The organism is Paraburkholderia sp. (assembly GCF_004298475.1).
Taxonomy (GTDB): Bacteria; Pseudomonadota; Gammaproteobacteria; order Burkholderiales; family Burkholderiaceae; genus Paraburkholderia; species Paraburkholderia denitrificans.
In genome coordinates this window covers 13,448-31,086 of sequence record NZ_SCRP01000032.1, presented here as the reverse complement: position 1 = coordinate 31,086, position 17,639 = coordinate 13,448, and the positions used below count along the sequence as shown (strand labels likewise).

General features: G+C 63.8%; 19 protein-coding genes and 1 pseudogene. 7 read left to right on the top strand and 13 right to left on the bottom strand.

Going from position 1 to position 17,639, the window contains the following annotated elements; translation table 11 throughout:
- Positions 1 to 44 precede the first annotated feature (44 nt).
- Positions 45 to 1,241 (bottom strand): bifunctional DNA-binding transcriptional regulator/O6-methylguanine-DNA methyltransferase Ada, encoded by a 1,197-nt coding sequence (ada, locus tag EPN59_RS15540; RefSeq protein ID WP_293033659.1) that lies wholly within the window; start codon positions 1,239 to 1,241, stop codon positions 45 to 47.
- Positions 1,242 to 1,792: 551 nt separating this feature from the next.
- Here ada and EPN59_RS15535 point away from each other — a divergent pair.
- On the top strand, positions 1,793 to 2,212 hold the full coding sequence (locus EPN59_RS15535) for a VOC family protein (RefSeq protein WP_293046346.1): 420 nt from the start codon (positions 1,793 to 1,795) through the stop codon (positions 2,210 to 2,212).
- Between the two features lie 18 nt (positions 2,213 to 2,230).
- On the opposite strand, the gene EPN59_RS15530 is transcribed toward EPN59_RS15535, so the two are convergent.
- On the bottom strand, positions 2,231 to 2,785 hold the full coding sequence (locus tag EPN59_RS15530; RefSeq protein WP_293043192.1) for a YaeQ family protein: 555 nt from the start codon (positions 2,783 to 2,785) through the stop codon (positions 2,231 to 2,233).
- Between the two features lie 216 nt (positions 2,786 to 3,001).
- Here EPN59_RS15530 and EPN59_RS15525 point away from each other — a divergent pair, with 216 nt between their 5' ends.
- The 3 genes from EPN59_RS15525 (at position 3,002) to EPN59_RS15515 (ending at position 4,326) form a co-directional block, all read left to right on the top strand.
- The gene (locus tag EPN59_RS15525) at positions 3,002 to 3,628 is read left to right on the top strand and encodes a LysE family translocator (protein WP_293043189.1); all 627 of its coding nucleotides are present in this window, start codon (positions 3,002 to 3,004) and stop codon (positions 3,626 to 3,628) included.
- Positions 3,629 to 3,956: 328 nt separating this feature from the next.
- Positions 3,957 to 4,118, top strand: a complete 162-nt coding sequence (locus EPN59_RS15520; RefSeq protein WP_293043186.1) for a hypothetical protein — start codon at positions 3,957 to 3,959, stop codon at positions 4,116 to 4,118.
- Positions 4,119 to 4,173: 55 nt separating this feature from the next.
- A complete protein-coding gene (locus tag EPN59_RS15515) occupies positions 4,174 to 4,326 on the top strand; it encodes a hypothetical protein (RefSeq protein WP_293043184.1) in 153 nt (50 codons plus the stop codon).
- A 241-nt stretch (positions 4,327 to 4,567) separates the two neighbouring features.
- Here the strand turns inward: EPN59_RS15515 and EPN59_RS15510 are convergent, their stop codons facing one another.
- The 7 genes from EPN59_RS15510 to mnmE all read right to left on the bottom strand — a co-directional run bounded on the left by EPN59_RS15510 (position 4,568) and on the right by mnmE (position 10,418).
- Positions 4,568 to 5,572 (bottom strand): trypsin-like peptidase domain-containing protein, encoded by a 1,005-nt coding sequence (locus tag EPN59_RS15510; RefSeq protein WP_293043181.1) that lies wholly within the window; start codon positions 5,570 to 5,572, stop codon positions 4,568 to 4,570.
- 202 nt (positions 5,573 to 5,774) lie between these two features.
- Positions 5,775 to 5,993, bottom strand: coding sequence for a hypothetical protein (locus EPN59_RS15505; protein ID WP_293043178.1), 219 nt, complete (start codon positions 5,991 to 5,993; stop codon positions 5,775 to 5,777).
- Positions 5,994 to 6,213: 220 nt separating this feature from the next.
- Positions 6,214 to 6,624 carry a hypothetical protein gene (locus tag EPN59_RS15500; RefSeq protein WP_293043175.1) on the bottom strand — a complete coding sequence of 137 codons (411 nt, stop codon included), beginning with the start codon at positions 6,622 to 6,624 and terminating at the stop codon, positions 6,214 to 6,216.
- Entirely contained in the window at positions 6,617 to 7,063 is a 447-nt protein-coding gene (locus tag EPN59_RS15495) for a hypothetical protein (RefSeq protein WP_293043172.1), read from the bottom strand. Before EPN59_RS15495 ends, EPN59_RS15500 begins: the two co-directional genes overlap by 8 nt.
- 255 nt (positions 7,064 to 7,318) lie before the next feature.
- Positions 7,319 to 7,630 (bottom strand): DUF4148 domain-containing protein, encoded by a 312-nt coding sequence (locus EPN59_RS15490; protein WP_293043169.1) that lies wholly within the window; start codon positions 7,628 to 7,630, stop codon positions 7,319 to 7,321.
- A gap of 622 nt (positions 7,631 to 8,252) precedes the next feature.
- Positions 8,253 to 8,564, bottom strand: coding sequence for a DUF4148 domain-containing protein (locus EPN59_RS15485; protein ID WP_293043167.1), 312 nt, complete (start codon positions 8,562 to 8,564; stop codon positions 8,253 to 8,255).
- A gap of 453 nt (positions 8,565 to 9,017) precedes the next feature.
- Complete coding sequence (gene mnmE, locus EPN59_RS15480) at positions 9,018 to 10,418, bottom strand: tRNA uridine-5-carboxymethylaminomethyl(34) synthesis GTPase MnmE (RefSeq protein ID WP_293043165.1); 1,401 nt, start codon at positions 10,416 to 10,418, stop codon at positions 9,018 to 9,020.
- Between the two features lie 366 nt (positions 10,419 to 10,784).
- Here mnmE and EPN59_RS15475 point away from each other — a divergent pair, with 366 nt between their 5' ends.
- Positions 10,785 to 11,207, top strand: coding sequence for a transcriptional regulator (locus EPN59_RS15475; protein ID WP_293043163.1), 423 nt, complete (start codon positions 10,785 to 10,787; stop codon positions 11,205 to 11,207).
- Positions 11,208 to 11,369: 162 nt separating this feature from the next.
- Here the strand turns inward: EPN59_RS15475 and yidC are convergent, their stop codons facing one another.
- The 4 genes and pseudogenes from yidC to rpmH form a co-directional block, all read right to left on the bottom strand.
- A complete protein-coding gene (gene yidC, locus EPN59_RS15470) occupies positions 11,370 to 13,049 on the bottom strand; it encodes a membrane protein insertase YidC (RefSeq protein ID WP_293043161.1) in 1,680 nt (559 codons plus the stop codon).
- A gap of 30 nt (positions 13,050 to 13,079) precedes the next feature.
- Positions 13,080 to 13,310: a membrane protein insertion efficiency factor YidD gene (gene yidD, locus EPN59_RS15465; protein WP_124151565.1), complete on the bottom strand. Its 231-nt coding sequence runs from the start codon at positions 13,308 to 13,310 to the stop codon at positions 13,080 to 13,082.
- 200 nt (positions 13,311 to 13,510) lie between these two features.
- A pseudogene (locus EPN59_RS15460) lies at positions 13,511 to 13,918 on the bottom strand (ribonuclease P protein component); the annotation flags it as partial.
- A 136-nt stretch (positions 13,919 to 14,054) separates the two neighbouring features.
- On the bottom strand, positions 14,055 to 14,189 hold the full coding sequence (gene rpmH / locus EPN59_RS15455) for a 50S ribosomal protein L34 (RefSeq protein WP_026120950.1): 135 nt from the start codon (positions 14,187 to 14,189) through the stop codon (positions 14,055 to 14,057).
- Positions 14,190 to 14,609: 420 nt separating this feature from the next.
- Between rpmH and dnaA the strand changes: the two genes are divergently transcribed.
- A complete protein-coding gene (dnaA, locus tag EPN59_RS15450) occupies positions 14,610 to 16,196 on the top strand; it encodes a chromosomal replication initiator protein DnaA (protein WP_293046343.1) in 1,587 nt (528 codons plus the stop codon).
- A gap of 253 nt (positions 16,197 to 16,449) precedes the next feature.
- A complete protein-coding gene (gene dnaN / locus EPN59_RS15445) occupies positions 16,450 to 17,553 on the top strand; it encodes a DNA polymerase III subunit beta (RefSeq protein WP_293046341.1) in 1,104 nt (367 codons plus the stop codon).
- The last annotated feature ends 86 nt before the right edge of the window (positions 17,554 to 17,639 follow it).

The following is a 17,639-nucleotide window of genomic DNA, read 5'->3' as shown; positions in this document are numbered from 1 at the left end:
TTCGGCCCGCTGTGCCTGCGGCAGCGGCTGGGGCGCGGCGGCGCTCAAGCGGCCGTCTCCGGCGAGTCGGCGCGGGCGGCACGCTGGCCGCTTCGCGTCGAGCGGGCATCGGCTGCGGCTTCATCCTGGTCATGTGGGGCTGCACCGGGCGCGGGCGTCTCGCGGCCTCTCGCCTCCGCATCGATCAACGCGGCCTTGCGCGCGAGCCCCCAGCGGTAACCCGCGAGCGAGCCGCTTTTCTGCACCACGCGGTGGCACGGAATCGCCAGCGCCACGGGATTCGACGCGCATGCGCTCGCCACGGCCCGCACCGCACGCGGCGCACCGAGCGTTTCGGCGATCTGCGTGTAGCTGCGGGTCTCGCCGTACGGAATGTGCTGCAGCGCGTCCCACACGCGCTGCTGGAACGCTGTCGGCGCAAGGTCGAGCGGCAGGTCGAAGCGTTCGCGCCGCCCGTGCAGATACGCATCGATCTGCGCGATGAACGGCGCAACCGCTTCGTGGTCCTCGACGCAGTCGGCATTCGAGAACCCGGCGTGCAGCGCGGCGGCGAGGGCGGGCGCATCGTCGCCGAATGCGATCTGGCAGATGCCCTTGTTCGTGGCCGCGACGAGCACGAGGCCGAGCGGCGTCGGCGCACTGGCGTAGCGAATCGTGAGGCCCGCGCCCTTGCGGCGGTACGCGGAGGGCGCCATGCCCAGTTCGGCCGCCACGCTCTGGTAGAGCCGCGACGTGGAGCCGAAGCCCGCATCGGCGCTCGCCCGCGTCACGTTCGCGCCCTGGCCGAGCGCGTCGCGCAGCACGGCGCCGCGCCGCGCCGCCTGATACTGGCGCGGCGAAACGCCGAGCACGCGCTTGAAGAGGCGTTGCAGATGGAACGGACTCAGATGCACGGCGTCGCTCAGATCGGCGAGCGTGAGGCGCGCCTGCGGATCGGCGTCGAGCACGGCGCGGGCGCGCTGCACGATCTCCAGTTCGCGCGGCAGCCCGCCCGGGCGGCAGCGCTTGCATTCGCGAAAACCGGCGCTGCGGGCTGCGTCGGCGGTGTCGAAGAACGCGACGTTGTCCCGGCGCGGCAGCCGCGATGCGCACGACGGACGGCAGAACACGCCGGTCGTGCGCACGCCGTAGAAGAAGGCGCCGTCGGCGTGGCTGTCGCGCGCGGCGAGGGCTTGCCAGCGTTCGGCGTCGGTTGCCCAGCGCCCAGGCTGATCATGCGATGGGGTCGAAGCGGCGGTCATGGCGTGACTCCCGGAAATGGCGGTTTCGATGGCCCCCACTGTAGACGCCTGCTCGCGCGCCGACGCGCCGGATCTTGCGGTGTCATCCACGGTCATCTGTTCCGATGTAAGGCGCGTAGATGCCGATCCGGCGTTCTGACGCGGTTTCCCGTGCTGCTGCGACAAACCGGCACGATTGCGGGTTTTCCCTTAAAAAGTTGTTGCGTCGCGTCAGGCCGCTGTGTATAGTTGCTCCTGTCTCCTCCATGTCTCCTCCTGATATGGATTAAGCCCGCTCACTGCAGCGGGCTTTTTTTCGTCCAGCGTTTCCTGTATATCCCGCCAGCGATCATTAGCACGTTGGCGCACACGTCGGCGCGTTCAGTGCGTTCAGTGCGTTCAGCGACGCCTCAATTTTCCGCTAGTTTTCGGGCGCCCGCCGGTGATGGCCTGGGCCGTGGCTGGCGCTGTTCCGCGCACACCGTGCAGAAACCGGGCGTCTATGCGGACGCGGGCCATCTGGTTCAAGATGATCGAGACGACAGCCGTGCGCTGCACTACGAGGTCAGATCATGCAGATTGAGATCCGCGAAATCGATCACGTCGTTATCCGGGCGGCCGATCCCGCCGCCATGACGAGCTTCTACTGCGATGCACTGGGTTGCCGCGTCGAACGCGAGCAGCCGGAACTGGGGCTTGTTCAGCTGCGTGCCGGGCGCTCGCTGATCGATCTGATCGCAATCGGCGGGAAGCTCGACCGCGACGGCTCCGAAGGAAGCAAGCGCACTGCGGCTTGGCGGAACATGGATCATCTATGCCTGCGCGTCGAGCCGTTCGACGGTGACGCGCTCAAGACACATCTCGCGCGGTTCGGCGCGCGGCCGGGCGACGTCGTGCAACGCTATGGCGCCGAAGGCTTCGGACCATCGCTTTATCTGTTCGATCCCGAGGGGAACATGGTGGAGCTAAAAGGGCCGCCTGGCGCGCCCTGACGCCGCTGTGCGCGTGCGCTAGACCTTCTCCGGCGCCTTGAGCACGGTCCATTCGACGGCGACCGGTTCGTCACTGCCGTTGCCGATCCACGCGGCGCCGTCCTGCACCGTGCACTGCAGGCGCATGGTGCGTTCGGTGAGCTTGCCGAGCGCTTCCGCGACGCCGTCGGCGAGCGACCAGACCGTCACGTTACGCAGACGATCTGTCTTGCCGCGCACGCCCTGCCACCAGATCTCCGAGGTGCGGCCGCCATAGGCGATCACGATCACTTCATCCGCCCGCCCGCTTGCCTTGGCGATGCGGCGCTCGTCGGGCTGGCCGACCTCGATCCACGTTTCGATCGCGCCCGTATAGTCCTTGCGCCAGAGATCGGGTTCGTCGGTGTCGGACAAACCCTTGCAGAATTCGAGCCGCTCGTTCGCGAAGAGCGCGAACGCGGCGATGCGGACCATCATCCGGTCGTTCGTCTCGGACGGATGGCAGGCGATTGTCAGCGCATGGTCGGCGTAGTAGTGCCGATCCATGTCCGCGATCTGAAGTTCTGCCTTGTAAATGGTCGATTTGAGGGCCATGCCGAATTCCGGGCTACGCAAGAGGCGCACATGATAACGAACTTTTGAGCAAGCGACGTGCCGCATCCACTTACGGCGCACGCCGCCCAAGGTGGAGGGTCGGCCGGGAAAATGACCGCTGTTTGACAGGGTTACCCCTACACGCCGCCCAGCGTGAATGACTTGCAGGCCGCCCGACTTCATGGATAAATCGGACGTCTCTTCAGGAGAAATCCCATGACCCTTGCGCACTGGCTGCCGTTTGCGATTGCATCGGCGATTCTCGTCGCGATTCCCGGCCCGACCGTTCTGCTCGTCGTGTCGTACGCCCTCACGCACGGTCGCCGCTACGCGCTCGCGACCACGGCGGGCGTCGCGCTCGGCGACTTCACGGCGATGACGGCGTCGATGCTCGGCCTTGGCGTGATTCTCGCGGCATCGGCGGCGCTGTTTTCGGTGCTGAAGTGGATCGGCGCGGCGTACCTGATCTATCTCGGCATCAAGCTCTGGCGCGCGCCCGCCGTACAAAGCGAAACGCCCGACACCACGGAAACGCGCACGGGCCGCATTTTTGCGCACGCCTACGCGGTCACCGCGCTCAATCCGAAAAGCATCGTTTTCTTCGTGGCGTTCGTGCCGCAGTTCATCAATCCGCATATGCCCGCGTTGCCGCAGATCGTCATCTTCGAAGCGACGTTCCTCGTGCTCGCAACGCTCAATGCCTTCGGCTATGCGATGCTCGCCGCCGCCGCGCGCAAGGCGGTGCGCCGCCCGCGCGTGCAGCGCATCGTCAATCTCACGGGCGGGTCGCTGCTGATCGGCGCCGGGGTCTTCGCCGCCGTGTGGAGGAAAACCTCGGCTTGAGTGTCCGGGCGCTGCGCGGGCCGGCGGCGCCCGCTTATGTGCTCGCCTATGTGCCCCTTTATGTGCCGGTTTGTGCGCCCATGAACGGTGCGCCGTGATCCCCTGCGGTTATTCCTTTCACGTGGACCGGATGCTACGCGCGGTTGCTCTGCGGGTTTGTCTGCGAGTTTGTCTGATATTCACCGCGCGAATCCCCAATTTGCCCTCGTGCGACGTCCCATTCGGGCTCCGTTGGACTCCGTTAAGTGAGTAAGTATTTGCCCACGGTGCAATCTGTCGCGTGGCGACTACAATAGAAACGCAATCGCTTGACAACCAGGAGGCAATCGTGACCGAACACGTAATACTGGGCGCGTTTTTGTTGATTCCCCTTGTCATCGTCGTCTTTCTGTTTTCTGACGAAATTCTCGAGGAGCACCGGCAGCGCGTGCAAGCGGGAGCGCATCATATCGACTGGCGCCATCCTTTGCGCAGCATCCTGCACCACTAAGTGGTGCCGCCCGAACGCGACGCGCCAGGGGGCGCGATGATCAAAGGAGGTACTCGTGGAAATCGAGTTCTCCTGGATGACGTACTTCGTGTCGCTGTTCGTGCTGGTGGTGCTGTCTATCGCACTTAGCCTGCTTTGCCCTTCCGGCGGATGGCGGGATCCGACCGTTGACGATCGCGCTGAGCAGCATCCCGGCAGCGAACGCTGAGCGCGTTCGCCTCGTCCTGCGCGTTGTCTCCGTTGCCTCCGCTGTATCCGCTATATCCGTTGTGTCAGTCCGCACGGCGCGAGTGTTTGCGTGCGCCGTGCATCGTATGTATTCAAACGCTGTTGAGAAGCGCGCCGTGCGCATGGCGACGACTTTTGCACGTGCGCTCGTGTTTTCCGTGTCTCTTGCGCCTCGGTGAAATTAATTCGGCATGCGAAACAGACAATGAAATAAGGCAGCTTCAGCCGGTCTGCTCGACCGGGCGCACACGCAGCGTGAGCTTGTGCGTTAGCCGGATCACCGTGATCTCCACCTCGCGATCGATGCGCGTGGCATCCATCAGCCGCTGCAGCGCGTCGATGCTTTCAACCGGCAAGCCGTCGATGGCGACGATCGTGTCGTCCACGCGCAAGCCGCTCAACGCCGCCGGGCTGCCTTTCACGACTTCCATCACGCGCACGCCGCTCGTCGTCGTGAGTTCGAAGTAGCGCTGCACCTTGCGTGCGATCGGCACGTTGGTGCCCGCGATGCCGACGTGCGCGCGCCGCACGCGGCCATGTGCGAAGAGTTGCGTGATGACCCACTTCGCCGTGTCGATTGCGGTCGCGAAGCAGATGGACTGGGCGCCGGGAATGATCGCCGTGTTCACGCCAATGACCTGTCCCGCCGAGTTGACGAGCGGCCCGCCCGAATTGCCGGGGTTGAGCGCGGCATCGGTCTGGATCACGTCGTAGATCATGCGGCCGGAGCGGGAGCGCAAGGAGCGCCCAAGTGCCGAAACCACCCCCGTCGTCACCGTCTGCGCGAGGCCGAGCGGACTGCCCACCGCAATTGCGATCTGCCCGGCGCGCAACCGCGCGGATTCGCCGAGTTCGGCATGCGGCAGCGCTTCGGCCGCGCCGATGCGCAGCACGGCGAGGTCGGTGCTCGGATCGTCGCCGACGAGGTCCGCTTCATAGGTGGCACCGTCGGCGAGTGTCGCGCGCACGGCCTTGGCGCCGTGCACGACGTGGCTGTTCGTCAGGAGGTAGCCGTCCGGGGTGAAGAGAAAACCCGAGCCGCTGCCGCCGCCGTCCGTGCGCCGCTCGACGGCGATGAAGGCGACCGCGGGCTGAACGCGTTCGAGCGCGCCGATGATGGTGCGCGAGTAGGCGTCGAGCAGGGCGGTATCGTCGCCGGGTGGCGGACTGGAGCGGTCGGCCAGGTCGCGGCTGAGATCGTCGATGAAGGAAGGACGGCTGCCCACGATCGGAAGTCTCCGATGGAATGTGGGCAGTACATGCAGGGGGCGCGCGGCGTTTTCAAGAGGGCGGCGAAGCCGCCGTCACAGCGGGCGTCGCGCGAATCTGCTGGCGGCTTGCTCGTGGTTTGCTTCTAGTTCGCCACGGCTGGAACGCCGGGGCGCTTTCGGCCAGTTTTCGGCCAGTTTCCGGCCAGCGGGGCCTGGTTTAGTCGGTAATCGCGATGTGCGTGCTGTCGTTGGCGTCGAGTCGAAACTCGTTGACCCGGCCCGCGCGGACATCGAGCAACAGCCGATCCAGCACTTCGAGCTTCGCGGGGTCGTTGCCGGCCGGCTGGATCAGCGGCGAGCTGTGTCCCGAGGCCGATGCGTGGGCTTGCACCAGCAGGTGAACAGCTTCGTCCCGTGTCATGAAAATGCGCTTCATGGTCTCTCCGTCTGGGTGCGAGATCGCAGATCGCGCGGCGATGCCCGCCAACAACGTGTTGGTTGATTTTGCGTCGAGCGACAACCGGCTTGCGCCGGGCTCCGCCGAACTCTTTGACGAGAACACGCGGCAGGCCAGCCGTGAGGCATGTGCCGGACGCGACGCTTGTCGAAGCCGCCGGAGTCCTCGAGCCTTTGCGCTTTTGTCCGGCTTTATCCGCTTACCTGGTGCGCGCGGCGTACTTCTTCGAGACGCGGGCGTGTGCCTTTTTCACGGGGGCTGCGGGCTTTACCGGATCGGGTGCATTCGCGACCGTGTCCGTTCCGAGCAGGCCCGTGTAACGGCCGGACGTCTCGAGTTCGAAGAGATCCATGCCCTTGTGTTTAGCGACCTGTTGCACGCGGTCCGCTTCCTTGTCGCACATTTGCGCCTGCTGGGACCACTTCGGATGGTCCATCCCGGAGTTCTCAAGCCACGCGTTCTTGATCTTGCCGAGCTTGACGTAATAGTGCGTCAGCCTGGATGGGCTCATATGGGCGAGCGTTGCAGCGGGCTTCGGCGTGCACTCGGCGCCAAACGCCGAGAGTGCTGGCAGCAGTAACAACACGTGAAGTACCGTCTTCTTATTCATTTTTGGTCTGATTCGAAATGGACTGTCTAACGACGACTGTCAGACGCGCGTCGTTTCCCCGTCGCGAGATTATCAAAGAAAAAGCCGTATTGCGACCGGCTGTTAGCTTGAAGTAAGCGAAATGTACATTTCGAATGCGCGCATCATCGATCGGGCGCTGCGTGCCGGAACCTATCCCGACCATCTTGCGCATGTCCGCAAAATGGTCTTCCACCTGTTGCCCACTCTGACGGCAGGCTTCCCGCGCCTTATCCAGCACCGGCAGAAAGTTGCGCCATTGCGGGTAATGGATGGCGCCAGGGAAGCGCGTCCATGAATTGATGCGCGGCTCGCAAGCGATGGACTCACGATAGACAGCACGTTCAGAGAGATCGAGGCGCCGCCGAAGCTGGCTGGCGGCGATCCACGATGGGGGCGGCAGATGCACACCACTGGACAAAGTCAGTCCGATCCGATCGGACGATGCCCGGTTGCGAGGTTTATCTGAAAAAGCGCCCGGACCACGAAGGCCCGGGCGAAGCCATCGGGAGTTCGATGACGGAGGTATTCGATGCGAGACTGGCCTGCTGCCGGACATTGCCGCGCTGGCGAGCCAGTTCTTTAAACAGGAACGCGCTGGGGTGCTGCGCGCTCAGACTGCGATGCTCAGGCCAGATACTTTTGGCATCCTGCCAGGGCGTCCGAAATCAATGCATCAGGGGTGGTTGTACATCGCGTTCCAGTCGGCCTTCGACACTGCCGGGCGTGCTGCGTCAGACGAACCACTCACGACACCGCCGTAACCGCTCGTTGCGCCGTTTTCTGCCGCCACTTTGGCTTCGGCAGCCTGAATGTCGGCCGGGTAGTACGGGTCTTGGCCGCGAGCCGGGTTATAGCCGGCCTTTTCGAGTTGAACCAGTTCAGCACGCACTTGTGCGCGGGTGACGGGCTGGTTCGATTGAGCGAACACAGCAACCGGAGCAGCAAGGGCGGCGGCAACAACAACGGCTTGAATCAGGGACTTCATGGTACTTACCTCCAGACTTTGTTTTGTCCTGCTACGAACAGCCCTGTTCGTAAATCAGTGACTACAGTCTATGAGGATCGCGGTCAAGGGTTAACCCCTAGTATGAGAAGGCATTCTTTCAGTCCGCAGCAGAATCCCGGCATCTCCGCGCAAACGCTCGTCAAGCTTCGGGTCTTATGAAGGTTCTTTGGCCTCACGTACCAGAATGGACTGTTGTCGACGGTGCCGCGGAAGCGCGCACACCAATCGATGCGCGGCTCCGGAGCGATGGGCTGACGATCGATGACGAGGTGCGGGAGATCAAGGAGCCGCCGAAGCTGGCTGGCGGCGATCCTCGATGGGGACGATAGATGCGCACCACTGGACAGCGTCAATCCGATCGGATCAAACGATGCCCAGTTGCGAGGTTCTTCCGAAAAAGCGCCCAGGCCGTCAGGCCCGAGCGAAGCCATCGGGAGTCCAATGGCGGAGGTACTCGAAATGGAGCGGGTCCGCTACCGGACATTGCCGCGTTAGCGAGCCCGCTCTTTAAACAGGAACGCGCAGGGGTGTTGCGCGCTCTGCCTGCGATGCTCAGGCCAGATACTTTTGGCATCCTGCCAGTACATCCGAAATCAATGCATTAGTGATGGCTGTACATCGCGTTCCAGTCGGCCTTCGACACTGCCGGGCGTCCTGCATCGGACGAACCACTCACGACACCGCCGTAACCGCTCGTTGCGCCGTTTTGCGCAGCCACCTTCGCTTCGGCGGCCTGGATCGCGTCGGGGTAGTGCGCTTGATCGCCATCGCCAACGTGATACCCCGCCTTCTCAAGCTGAATGAGTTCCTCGCGTACCTGGGCGCGGGTCACCGGGCCGTTCGACTGTGCGAACGAGGCAACCGGTACAACAAGGGCAACGGCAACCGCAACGGCCGGGATCAGGGACTTCATGATTACTACCTCCATTGACTTTTGTTAGCGGTGCGACAACTTGTCTGCATCCGATGAGTGAAAGTCTAGGAGCGTTGAGTTCAAGGGTTAACCCCTAGTACGCTAAGGCATTGTTCCAGTCCGCAGCAGAATCCCGGCATCTCCGCGCAAACGCCCGTCAAGCAAGGCGAAGCGGCCCCCCCGGACCGAACAGCGCAGCACTGCCAGCCGCACCACCTTGAAAATTTCGCCCGTACAGCTGGCGGGCAAGCCAGCCATTCGCGGCAAGGTTGTACGCAGTGTCACTGCCTGGCGAACCGATCGCGTTGGAGATCCTGTCCGATTCCCTGAAGCGTGCCGAGGCCGTTAATCGCCAATCGTGACCATTGGCTGGCGCTCGCCATGCAGTGCGTACCGGTAGCGCCAGACCCTGGAGCCGGACGTCATCGACGTTGGACAACCTTGAGCAACCGGTTATTTCCCAATACAAAACCGGCTGAAAATTACGCCGAGTAAATCATCGGAGGTGAATTCGCCCGTGATGGAATTAAGCGCCTCCTGAGCAAGCCGCAATTCCTCGGCGAAAAGATCGAGCGCCTGCGCATTCTGGTCCGCATGCGCGCTCGCCTGGCCGAGATGTTCGCGCGCTTCGCGCAGCGCGATCAGATGACGCTCGCGCGCCAGATAGACGCTCTGCGCGTCGGCCTGCCACCCGGCGATGCGCAGCAGTTCGGCACGCAGCAGCCCAATACCGTCGCCCTGTTTCGCCGAGAGCCGCACTTCGCACAGCTCGCCGCCATCGGGTAGCGCGAGCGTGGCGGCAGCCGGCGCGGCGTCGGTCAGGTCCGTCTTGTTGAGCACGCGCACCACAGGAACGCCCGCGGGAAAACGCGCCGCAATCGCGTGGTCTTCCGCCGTCATCCCCGTGCGGGCGTCGAGCAGATGCAGCACGACATCGGCGCGGCCGATCTCGTTCCACGTGCGCTCGATGCCGATCTTCTCGACCTCGTCTTCCGTATCGCGCAGGCCCGCCGTGTCGATTACGTGCAGCGGGATGCCCTCGATCTGGATCGTCTGCGAGATTTTGTCGCGAGTCGTCCCGGCCACCGGCGTCACGATCGCGAGTTCGGCGCCCGCGAGCGCGTTCAGCAACGACGACTTGCCGACGTTAGGCTGTCCCGCGAGCACGACCGCGAGACCTTCGCGCAACAGCGCGCCCTGACGCGCTTCCGAAAGCACGTGATCGAGCTGGGCGCGAATGTGCGCGAGCTTGCCGCGCGCGTCGGCGGCTTCGAGAAAGTCGATCTCTTCCTCGGGAAAGTCGAGCGTTGCTTCGACGAGCATGCGCAGCGTGACCACGTCGTCGACGAGTGCGTGGATATCGCGCGAAAACGCGCCTTCGAGCGAACGTCCCGCCGATCGCACTGCGGCTTCGGTGCTGGCCTCGATCAGGTCGGCGACGGCCTCGGCTTGCGCGAGGTCGAGCTTGTCGTTGAGGAACGCACGGCGCGTGAATTCGCCGGGCTCGGCGAGCCGCAGACCGAACCCGCGCCCGACCTCGATGCAGCGCTGCAGCACGAGCTGGAGCACGATCGGGCCGCCGTGGCCCTGCAGTTCGACCACGTGTTCGCCAGTGTACGAATTCGGCGCAGGGAAGTAGAGCGCGATGCCGCGGTCGAGCGCTTCGCCGTTGCCGTCGAGGAACGGCACGTAATGCGCGTGGCGCGACGCGAGCGCCTGGCCCGTGAGGGCGTGCATCAGCGCTTCGGCGGCGGCGGTGCCGGCGCGGCCCGCCGACACGCGCACGACGCCGATCCCGCCGCGTCCGGGCGCAGTGGCAATGGCGACGATGGGATCGGAATCGGTGGCGAGCATGGCTGACGGAGGGTTCGATTGCGGGAGAAGCGGAACGAAATGCGCCGTGGTTTCGGACGCGAAAGTGCGTGGCATTGTAACGCGGCGAAGTGAGGCGCTTTTCGCGAAGCCGCGGCGCATGTCAGGCCTGGAGATCCGGTAAATCCGGTTCTATCTTGTATTAGATAAGATTGATCTTGCCATTGCCCGTCGGAGCTCTTGAGCTTCCCGCGTAAATTCTGTCAGAATTCAGGTGTCTGTGATGCTTGCGCTAATTGATCGCGATACAGTCTTCCGGGCTGGCCCAGGCGAAGTGTTGCGTACATACGCTAAATGTAGCCCGATTGGTTGCCTTCTTCGTCGAAATAGGGTCGCACAATCTCGGCCATGCCGACCATGGAAGAAAAAGCCGCTTTTTCCGAACGTTTGAAGTTCGCGATGAAGCGCGCATCAGAAAAGCTGCGCGGCAGCACCGACCTCGCCTTGCACTTCAACCTGCGCCACCACGGAGAGCATCCGGTGTCGCCGCAGACCGTGCACAAGTGGCTGAGCGGCCGGACCATTCCCACCGACGACAAACTCCGCACCCTCGCCGACTGGTTCAAGGTCGATGTCCACTGGCTGCATTACGGGCCGCCGCCGAGCGGCATGACGTCGGCGGTGCCCAAACCGCTCCGGCGCGACGAGAAATATCCGCTGTCGCCGGAGACGATCGAACTGGCCTCGAAAATCGAAGCGCTGAGTCCGCATCACCGCTATCTGGTTCAGGAGCTGATCGCCGAGTTCTACGGCGATGCCGAACGCCGCTGACGCGCGCCCGCCTCGCAGCGCAGTACACCACCGCAGTACATCACCGCAGTACATCACATCTCACAGGCGATAAAAAAGCCGCCCGGCTTGACCGGGCGGCTTTGTCATTTACGGCTCGACGTCGAGCGGGCGCGGACGGCGTCGCCACCGCCCGCTTAAGGCTCAGCTGGCTTTTTCCAGCTTGTTGCCTTTGCCCATCATGCGCGTGATGTAGTACTGCTGCGCGATCGAGAGCACGTTGTTGACGACGTAGTACAACACGAGGCCAGCCGGGAAGAAGAAGAACATGACCGAGAACGCGATCGGCATGAACATCATCATCTTGGCCTGCACGGGGTCCGGCGGCGTCGGGTTCAGGCGGGTCTGCACGAACATCGAGACGGCCATCAGCACCGGCAGGATGTAGAACGGATCCTGTTGCGACAGGTCGTGAATCCAGAGAATCCACGGCGCGCCGCGCATTTCCACCGACGAAAGCAGCACCCAGTACAGCGAGATGAACACCGGAATCTGGATCACGACCGGCAGGCAGCCGCCGAACGGATTGACCTTCTCGGTCTTGTACAACTCCATGAGCGCGGCGTTCATCTTCTGCGGATCGCCCTTGAAGCGTTCGCGCAGCGCCTGCATGCGCGGCGTGATCTCCTTCATGCGCGCCATCGACTTGTAGCTGGCCGCCGACAGCGGGAAGAACACCGCCTTGATGAGCACCGTGAGCAGGACGATCGACCAGCCCCAGTTGCCGACGAAGGCGTGGATCTTCTCGAGCAGCCAGAAGAGCGGCTTCGCGATGATCGTGACCCAGCCGTAATCCTTCACGAGTTCGAGGCCCGGGGCGACGCCTTCGAGCATGCGCTCCTCTTGCGGACCGGCGAACAGGCGCGCCTGCACGTTCTGGGTCGCGCCCGGCGCGATTGCGCCGAGCTGCTGCTGCACGCCGACGCGATAGAGCGAGTTGTCGAAACGCTCGACGTAGACCTTGCGGTTCACGCCCGGCTGCGGAATCCACGCCGTCGCGAAGTAGTGCTGCACCATCGCGACCCAGCCGTTGTCGGCCTGCTTCGAGAAGTCAGCCTTGCCCTTGTCGATGTCGGAGAAGGTGATCTTCTGGAAGTGGTGCTCGTTCGAGTAGACCGCCGGTCCGATGAAGGTGTGCGAGAAGCGCGGCGTTTCCACCGGCTGGCTGTCGCGCACGAGCTCCATGTAGAGCGTGGGCGAAACCGGCGCCGTGCCGACGTTCTGCACCTTCCAGTCCACGCCGATCACATAGCTGCCGCGCGTGAACGTGTAGGTCTTCGTGACCTTTACGCCGCCCTTCACCGGCGAATCGAAGCTGATCTGGAACGAGTTGGCGTCGCCCGTCAGCTCGCGCGGACCGGAGCCGGGCGTGAACACGTCGGTGTGGTTCGGGAAGTCGCCGCCGAACAGGCCCGTACGCGCGAGGTACGTGTGGTCGTTCGTGTGGTCGAACAGCGTGACGAACTGGTTCGGGTGCGTGCCGTCGGCTTCCTTGACGAGCGCGAGCCGCATGAGCGTGCCGCCGCGCGTGTCGATCGTGCCGTCGTAGACGTCCGTGCGGAAGTGCACGAGCTGCGCTGCGGCTTCAGCGGGCTGCGCTGCGTTCGTCGCGTTCACCGGCGCCTGGCCGGTCGCGGCGGCCGACGGCAGTTCAGCCGCGGCTGCGGGCGAGCCCGGCTGGGGCGGTGAGCTCGTGGCGTTTTGCGTCTGCGTCGCGCTCGGGAAGAACATCGACTGGCGTCCGTGGTCGCGCTGCCAGTTGTCGTACAACATGACAGCTGACATGAAGAAGATGACCCATAGGACGGTGCGTTTGATATCCATGCGTTGTCTCAGTGTCGATGGAATGGCGCGTCAGCGCTTGTTCGGGGTGACTGGCGGAACCGGATCGTAGCCGCCCGCGGAAAACGGGTGGCAGCGGCACAGTCGCCGCGCGGCGAGGTAAGTACCATGCGCGGCGCCATGATACTGGATTGCCTCGCGCGCGTAATCCGAACACGAAGGATAAAAACGGCATCGGCTGCCGAGCAGGGGGCTCACGGCCAGCTTGTAGAAACGCAGTAACGCGATCAAAACCGTTTGCATGGCGTTGCGGCCGGACTGCGCCGCTCCGAAAAACGAATGGCGGGCCACGCGCGCGGTCGCGGCGGGGACGCCTGACTCGCGCGTGCGACTCATGATGCGGCCGGGGCGTCCGGCACGTCCGGCGAACCCGGAACCGGCCTGGCCGCATCGGCCTTTTCAGCCTGTCCGGCTGTTCCAGCCGGCGCCTCTTTGGCCGTATTGGCCTGCGGCGCGCTACGCGCGCGCGCCGCTTCGCGCGCGGCCTTGCCCAGCAGCATCTCGATCTCGTCGCGGCACAAGGCCTTGAGCGACGGCGACGACGCGCCCGGCATCGCCTTGCGGTCGAACTTCGTGTGCAGACGCAGGAGCAGATCGAACCCGTCGAACTGCGCGCGCTTCACGCGAAACGCCTCGCGCGCGATACGTCGCACAAGATTGCGCGTGACCGCGCGCGGCGCGAATTTCTTGCCGATCACCAGCCCGAGGCGTGCGTCGCCTCCCGTCTGCCGACCGTACACGACGAAGTGCGCGGAGCGGCGCCACGGGCGCAAACGAAAAACGGATGAGAACTCATCCGTTTTCAGTAGCCTTGCGGCCTTCGGGAAAGCGGCTTGCGTTCGCGACGGCATGATATCCGCATCGTCCGCTGTGTCGGCTTTCGCTGCAAGCGCATGCGACGCGCTACGGCTGGTATCGCGAACGGCGATTCTGCCCGACGCAGTGGTCTGCACGGTCGTCAGAGCAGTGACCTGCGCAGTTGCCAGCTTAAACGGCGAGACGCTTGCGACCCTTCGCACGGCGTGCGTTGATCACTTTGCGGCCACCGGCGGTCTTCATGCGGACGCGGAAGCCGTGGGTGCGCTTACGGCGCGTAACGGAAGGTTGGAAAGTACGTTTCATGTTGCTCTCACTTGTTGAGAATTGACCGCGGCGAGCATCGCGGAAAAAAGCAATGGCCGGTGGTACAGGGATTGGTTTTCGCGGAACCCGCTATTTAAGCCGGTTTTTCGTTGGCCGTCAATAGGTTAGGGTGTTGAAACGCGTTGTGCGCTGCACGCGGGGTACGCGCGGATTACCTTGCGGCGCCTTGATCGGTCCCTGTGGATAACTTCCTGGCCGGGGGATTTCGGCGGTAGAATCTCGCCTATCCAAGAATCCTGCATGCCGCTCCGGCCAGCCTGTCAGTCGCAAATTCGTTGCGCTACGGGCACCCGGAGCTGTTGCCGTCGCCTGTCAGGGCCTCGTCGCGCAAAGGTAGTCCCTGTGCGGCTGGAGCGGCGCGGCGGCAATGCGTGCAGACAAAACTAACACAGCAACTCGATGAACGATTTCTGGCAACACTGTTCCGCACTGCTGGAGCGTGAGCTGACGCCCCAGCAGTACGTGACGTGGATTAAACCGTTGGCCCCGGTTGCCTTCGATGCTGCTGCGAACACGCTGCAGATCGCCGCTCCTAACCGCTTCAAACTCGACTGGGTCAAGAGCCAGTTCTCGGGCCGCATCTCCGATCTGGCGCGCGATTTCTGGCAGATGCCGGTCGACGTCCAGTTCATCCTCGATCCGAAAGCAGGCATGCGCGCGCCGGTTGCGGCCGCACCGCGCATGCCGCTCGCAAGCAGCGCGGGCATGCCCGAAACGGCTGCTGCGCCTGCGATACAGGCGGGCATGCAGGCCGGCGGCCTCGCCGCGAGCCTCGCGGCCCTGACGCAGACGTTGCCGGCGTCCGCTACGGCGCCGGGCGCGGCTGCCCATGTGGCCGAAGACGCAGCCGACCTCGACCTGCCCAGCCTCGACGCCAACGAAGCGGCTGCGGGCCGCCGCGCATGGCGCCCGGGCCAGGGCGCAGCCGCAGCGGCGTCGGGCAGCGAGTCCGATCCGTCCTACGAGCGCTCGAAGCTGAACCCGGTCCTCACGTTCGACAATTTCGTCACCGGCAAGGCGAACCAGCTTGCGCGCGCGGCGGCGATCCAGGTCGCCGACAACCCCGGCATCTCCTACAACCCGCTTTTCCTGTACGGCGGCGTCGGCCTCGGCAAGACCCACTTGACCCACGCGATCGGCAACCAGTTGCTGATGGACAAGCCGGGCGCGCGGATCCGCTACATCCACGCCGAACAGTACGTTTCGGACGTCGTGAAGGCGTACCAGCGCAAGGCGTTCGACGACTTCAAGCGCTACTACCACTCGCTCGACCTGCTGCTGATCGACGACATCCAGTTCTTCTCGGGCAAGTCGCGCACGCAGGAGGAATTCTTCTACGCGTTCGAGGCGCTGGTCGCGAACAAGGCGCAGGTCATCATCACGAGCGACACGTACCCGAAGGAAATCTCCGGCATCGACGACCGCCTGATCTCGCGCTTCGACTCCGGCCTGACGGTGGCGATCGAGCCGCCCGAGCTGGAAATGCGCGTGGCGATCCTGATGCGCAAGGCCCAGTCGGAAGGCGTGAGCCTGAACGAGGACGTCGCATTCTTCGTCGCCAAGCACCTGCGCTCGAACGTGCGCGAACTGGAAGGCGCGCTGCGCAAGATCCTCGCGTATTCGAAGTTCCATGGCCGCGAAATCTCGATCGAGCTGACCAGGGAAGCGCTCAAAGACCTGCTGACGGTTCAGAACCGGCAGATTTCGGTCGAAAACATTCAGAAGACGGTCGCCGATTTTTACAGCATCAAGGTCGCCGACATGTATTCGAAGAAGCGTCCGGCGAACATCGCGCGGCCACGGCAGATCGCCATGTACCTCGCGAAGGAGCTGACGCAGAAGAGTCTGCCGGAGATCGGCGAGCTGTTCGGCGGCCGCGACCACACGACGGTGCTGCACGCGGTGCGCAAGATCGCCGACGAGCGCGGCAAGGATGCGCAGTTGAACCACGAGTTGCACGTGCTCGAGCAGACGCTCAAGGGCTGAGCCCCGCGTTGAACGGCGCGGGCGGCGCGTTTCGCGTAGGGAAGCCTGTTTATTGCGCGGATCAGCCCCAATTTAGGGAACTGAACTGTTTTCAGGCACAATATGGGTTTAACCGCCCGCAGGACCGGCCGGGTCGGCAAGGCCGGCTGCCGGGGCGGAATTCACGCCGCGGCTGCTCGCGGCTACCGGCGCCTGGATCGCTGATCGGGCGCTGGACGGGGTGCGCAGGCCGTCACATCAACGAAGGAACTTTATGCAACTGGTCAAGACCGAACGCGATAACCTCCTCAGGCCGCTGCAAACGGTGAGCGGCATTGTCGAACGCCGCCACACGTTGCCGATCCTCGCCAATCTGCTGATCACCAAGAACGGTTCCGACGTCTCGTTCCTTTCGACGGATCTCGAGCTGCAGATCACCACGCACGCCGATTTCGGCGTGGGCAATGACCAGGTTGCCACGACCGTCGCCGCCCGCAAGCTGCTCGACATCCTGCGCGCGATGCCCGACGGCCAGGTCACGCTCACGCTCGCCGACAAGCGCCTGACCGTGCAGTCGGGCAAGAGCCGCTTCGCGCTGCAGACGCTCGCCGCCGACGAATTTCCCACCGTCGCCCAGACCACGGATTTCGGCGCGAGCCTCGCGGTGCCGCAAAAGACCTTCCGGCAGCTGCTCGGCATGGTCTACTTCGCGATGGCGCAGCAGGACATCCGCTACTACCTGAACGGCATGCTGCTCGTCGTGGACGGCGACCAGCTCATGGCGGTCGCGACCGACGGCCACCGCCTCGCGTTTTCGTCGATGAAGATCGAAGGCTCGTTCGCGCGCCAGGAAGTCATCATCCCGCGCAAGACGATCCTCGAACTCCAGCGCCTGCTCGAAGACATCGACGACGTGCTGAAGATCGACATCGGCTCGACCCAGGTGAAGTTCACCTTCGGCCAGGTCGAACTCGTCTCGAAGCTCGTGGAAGGCAAGTTCCCCGACTTCCAGCGCGTCATTCCGAAGGCGCACAAGAACACCTTCCTGATCGGCCGCGAAGAGCTGCAGCGCTCGCTCCAGCGCGCGGCGATTCTCACGTCCGACAAGTTCAAGGGCGTGCGCTGCATCGTCGAGCCGGGCCAGCTCAAGATCATGTCGACGAACGCGGATCAGGAAGAGGCCCAGGAAGAACTGGAAATCGCCTACCAGGGCGACACCATCGACATCGGGTTCAACGTCACGTATCTGCTCGACGTCCTGGCGAACCTGAAGATCGACATGCTGGAAGTGAGCCTCGGCGACTCCAGCTCCAGCGCGCTCATCACGATTCCCGAAAACGAGGAATTCAAATACGTGGTGATGCCGATGCGCATTTAAAAAGCGCGACAGAAGAAGAACTCCAGGGGGCGCTGCGCCCCTTTGGCGTTTTTATGGCTTTTCGAAAAGCCCCGAGCAGTAACGCT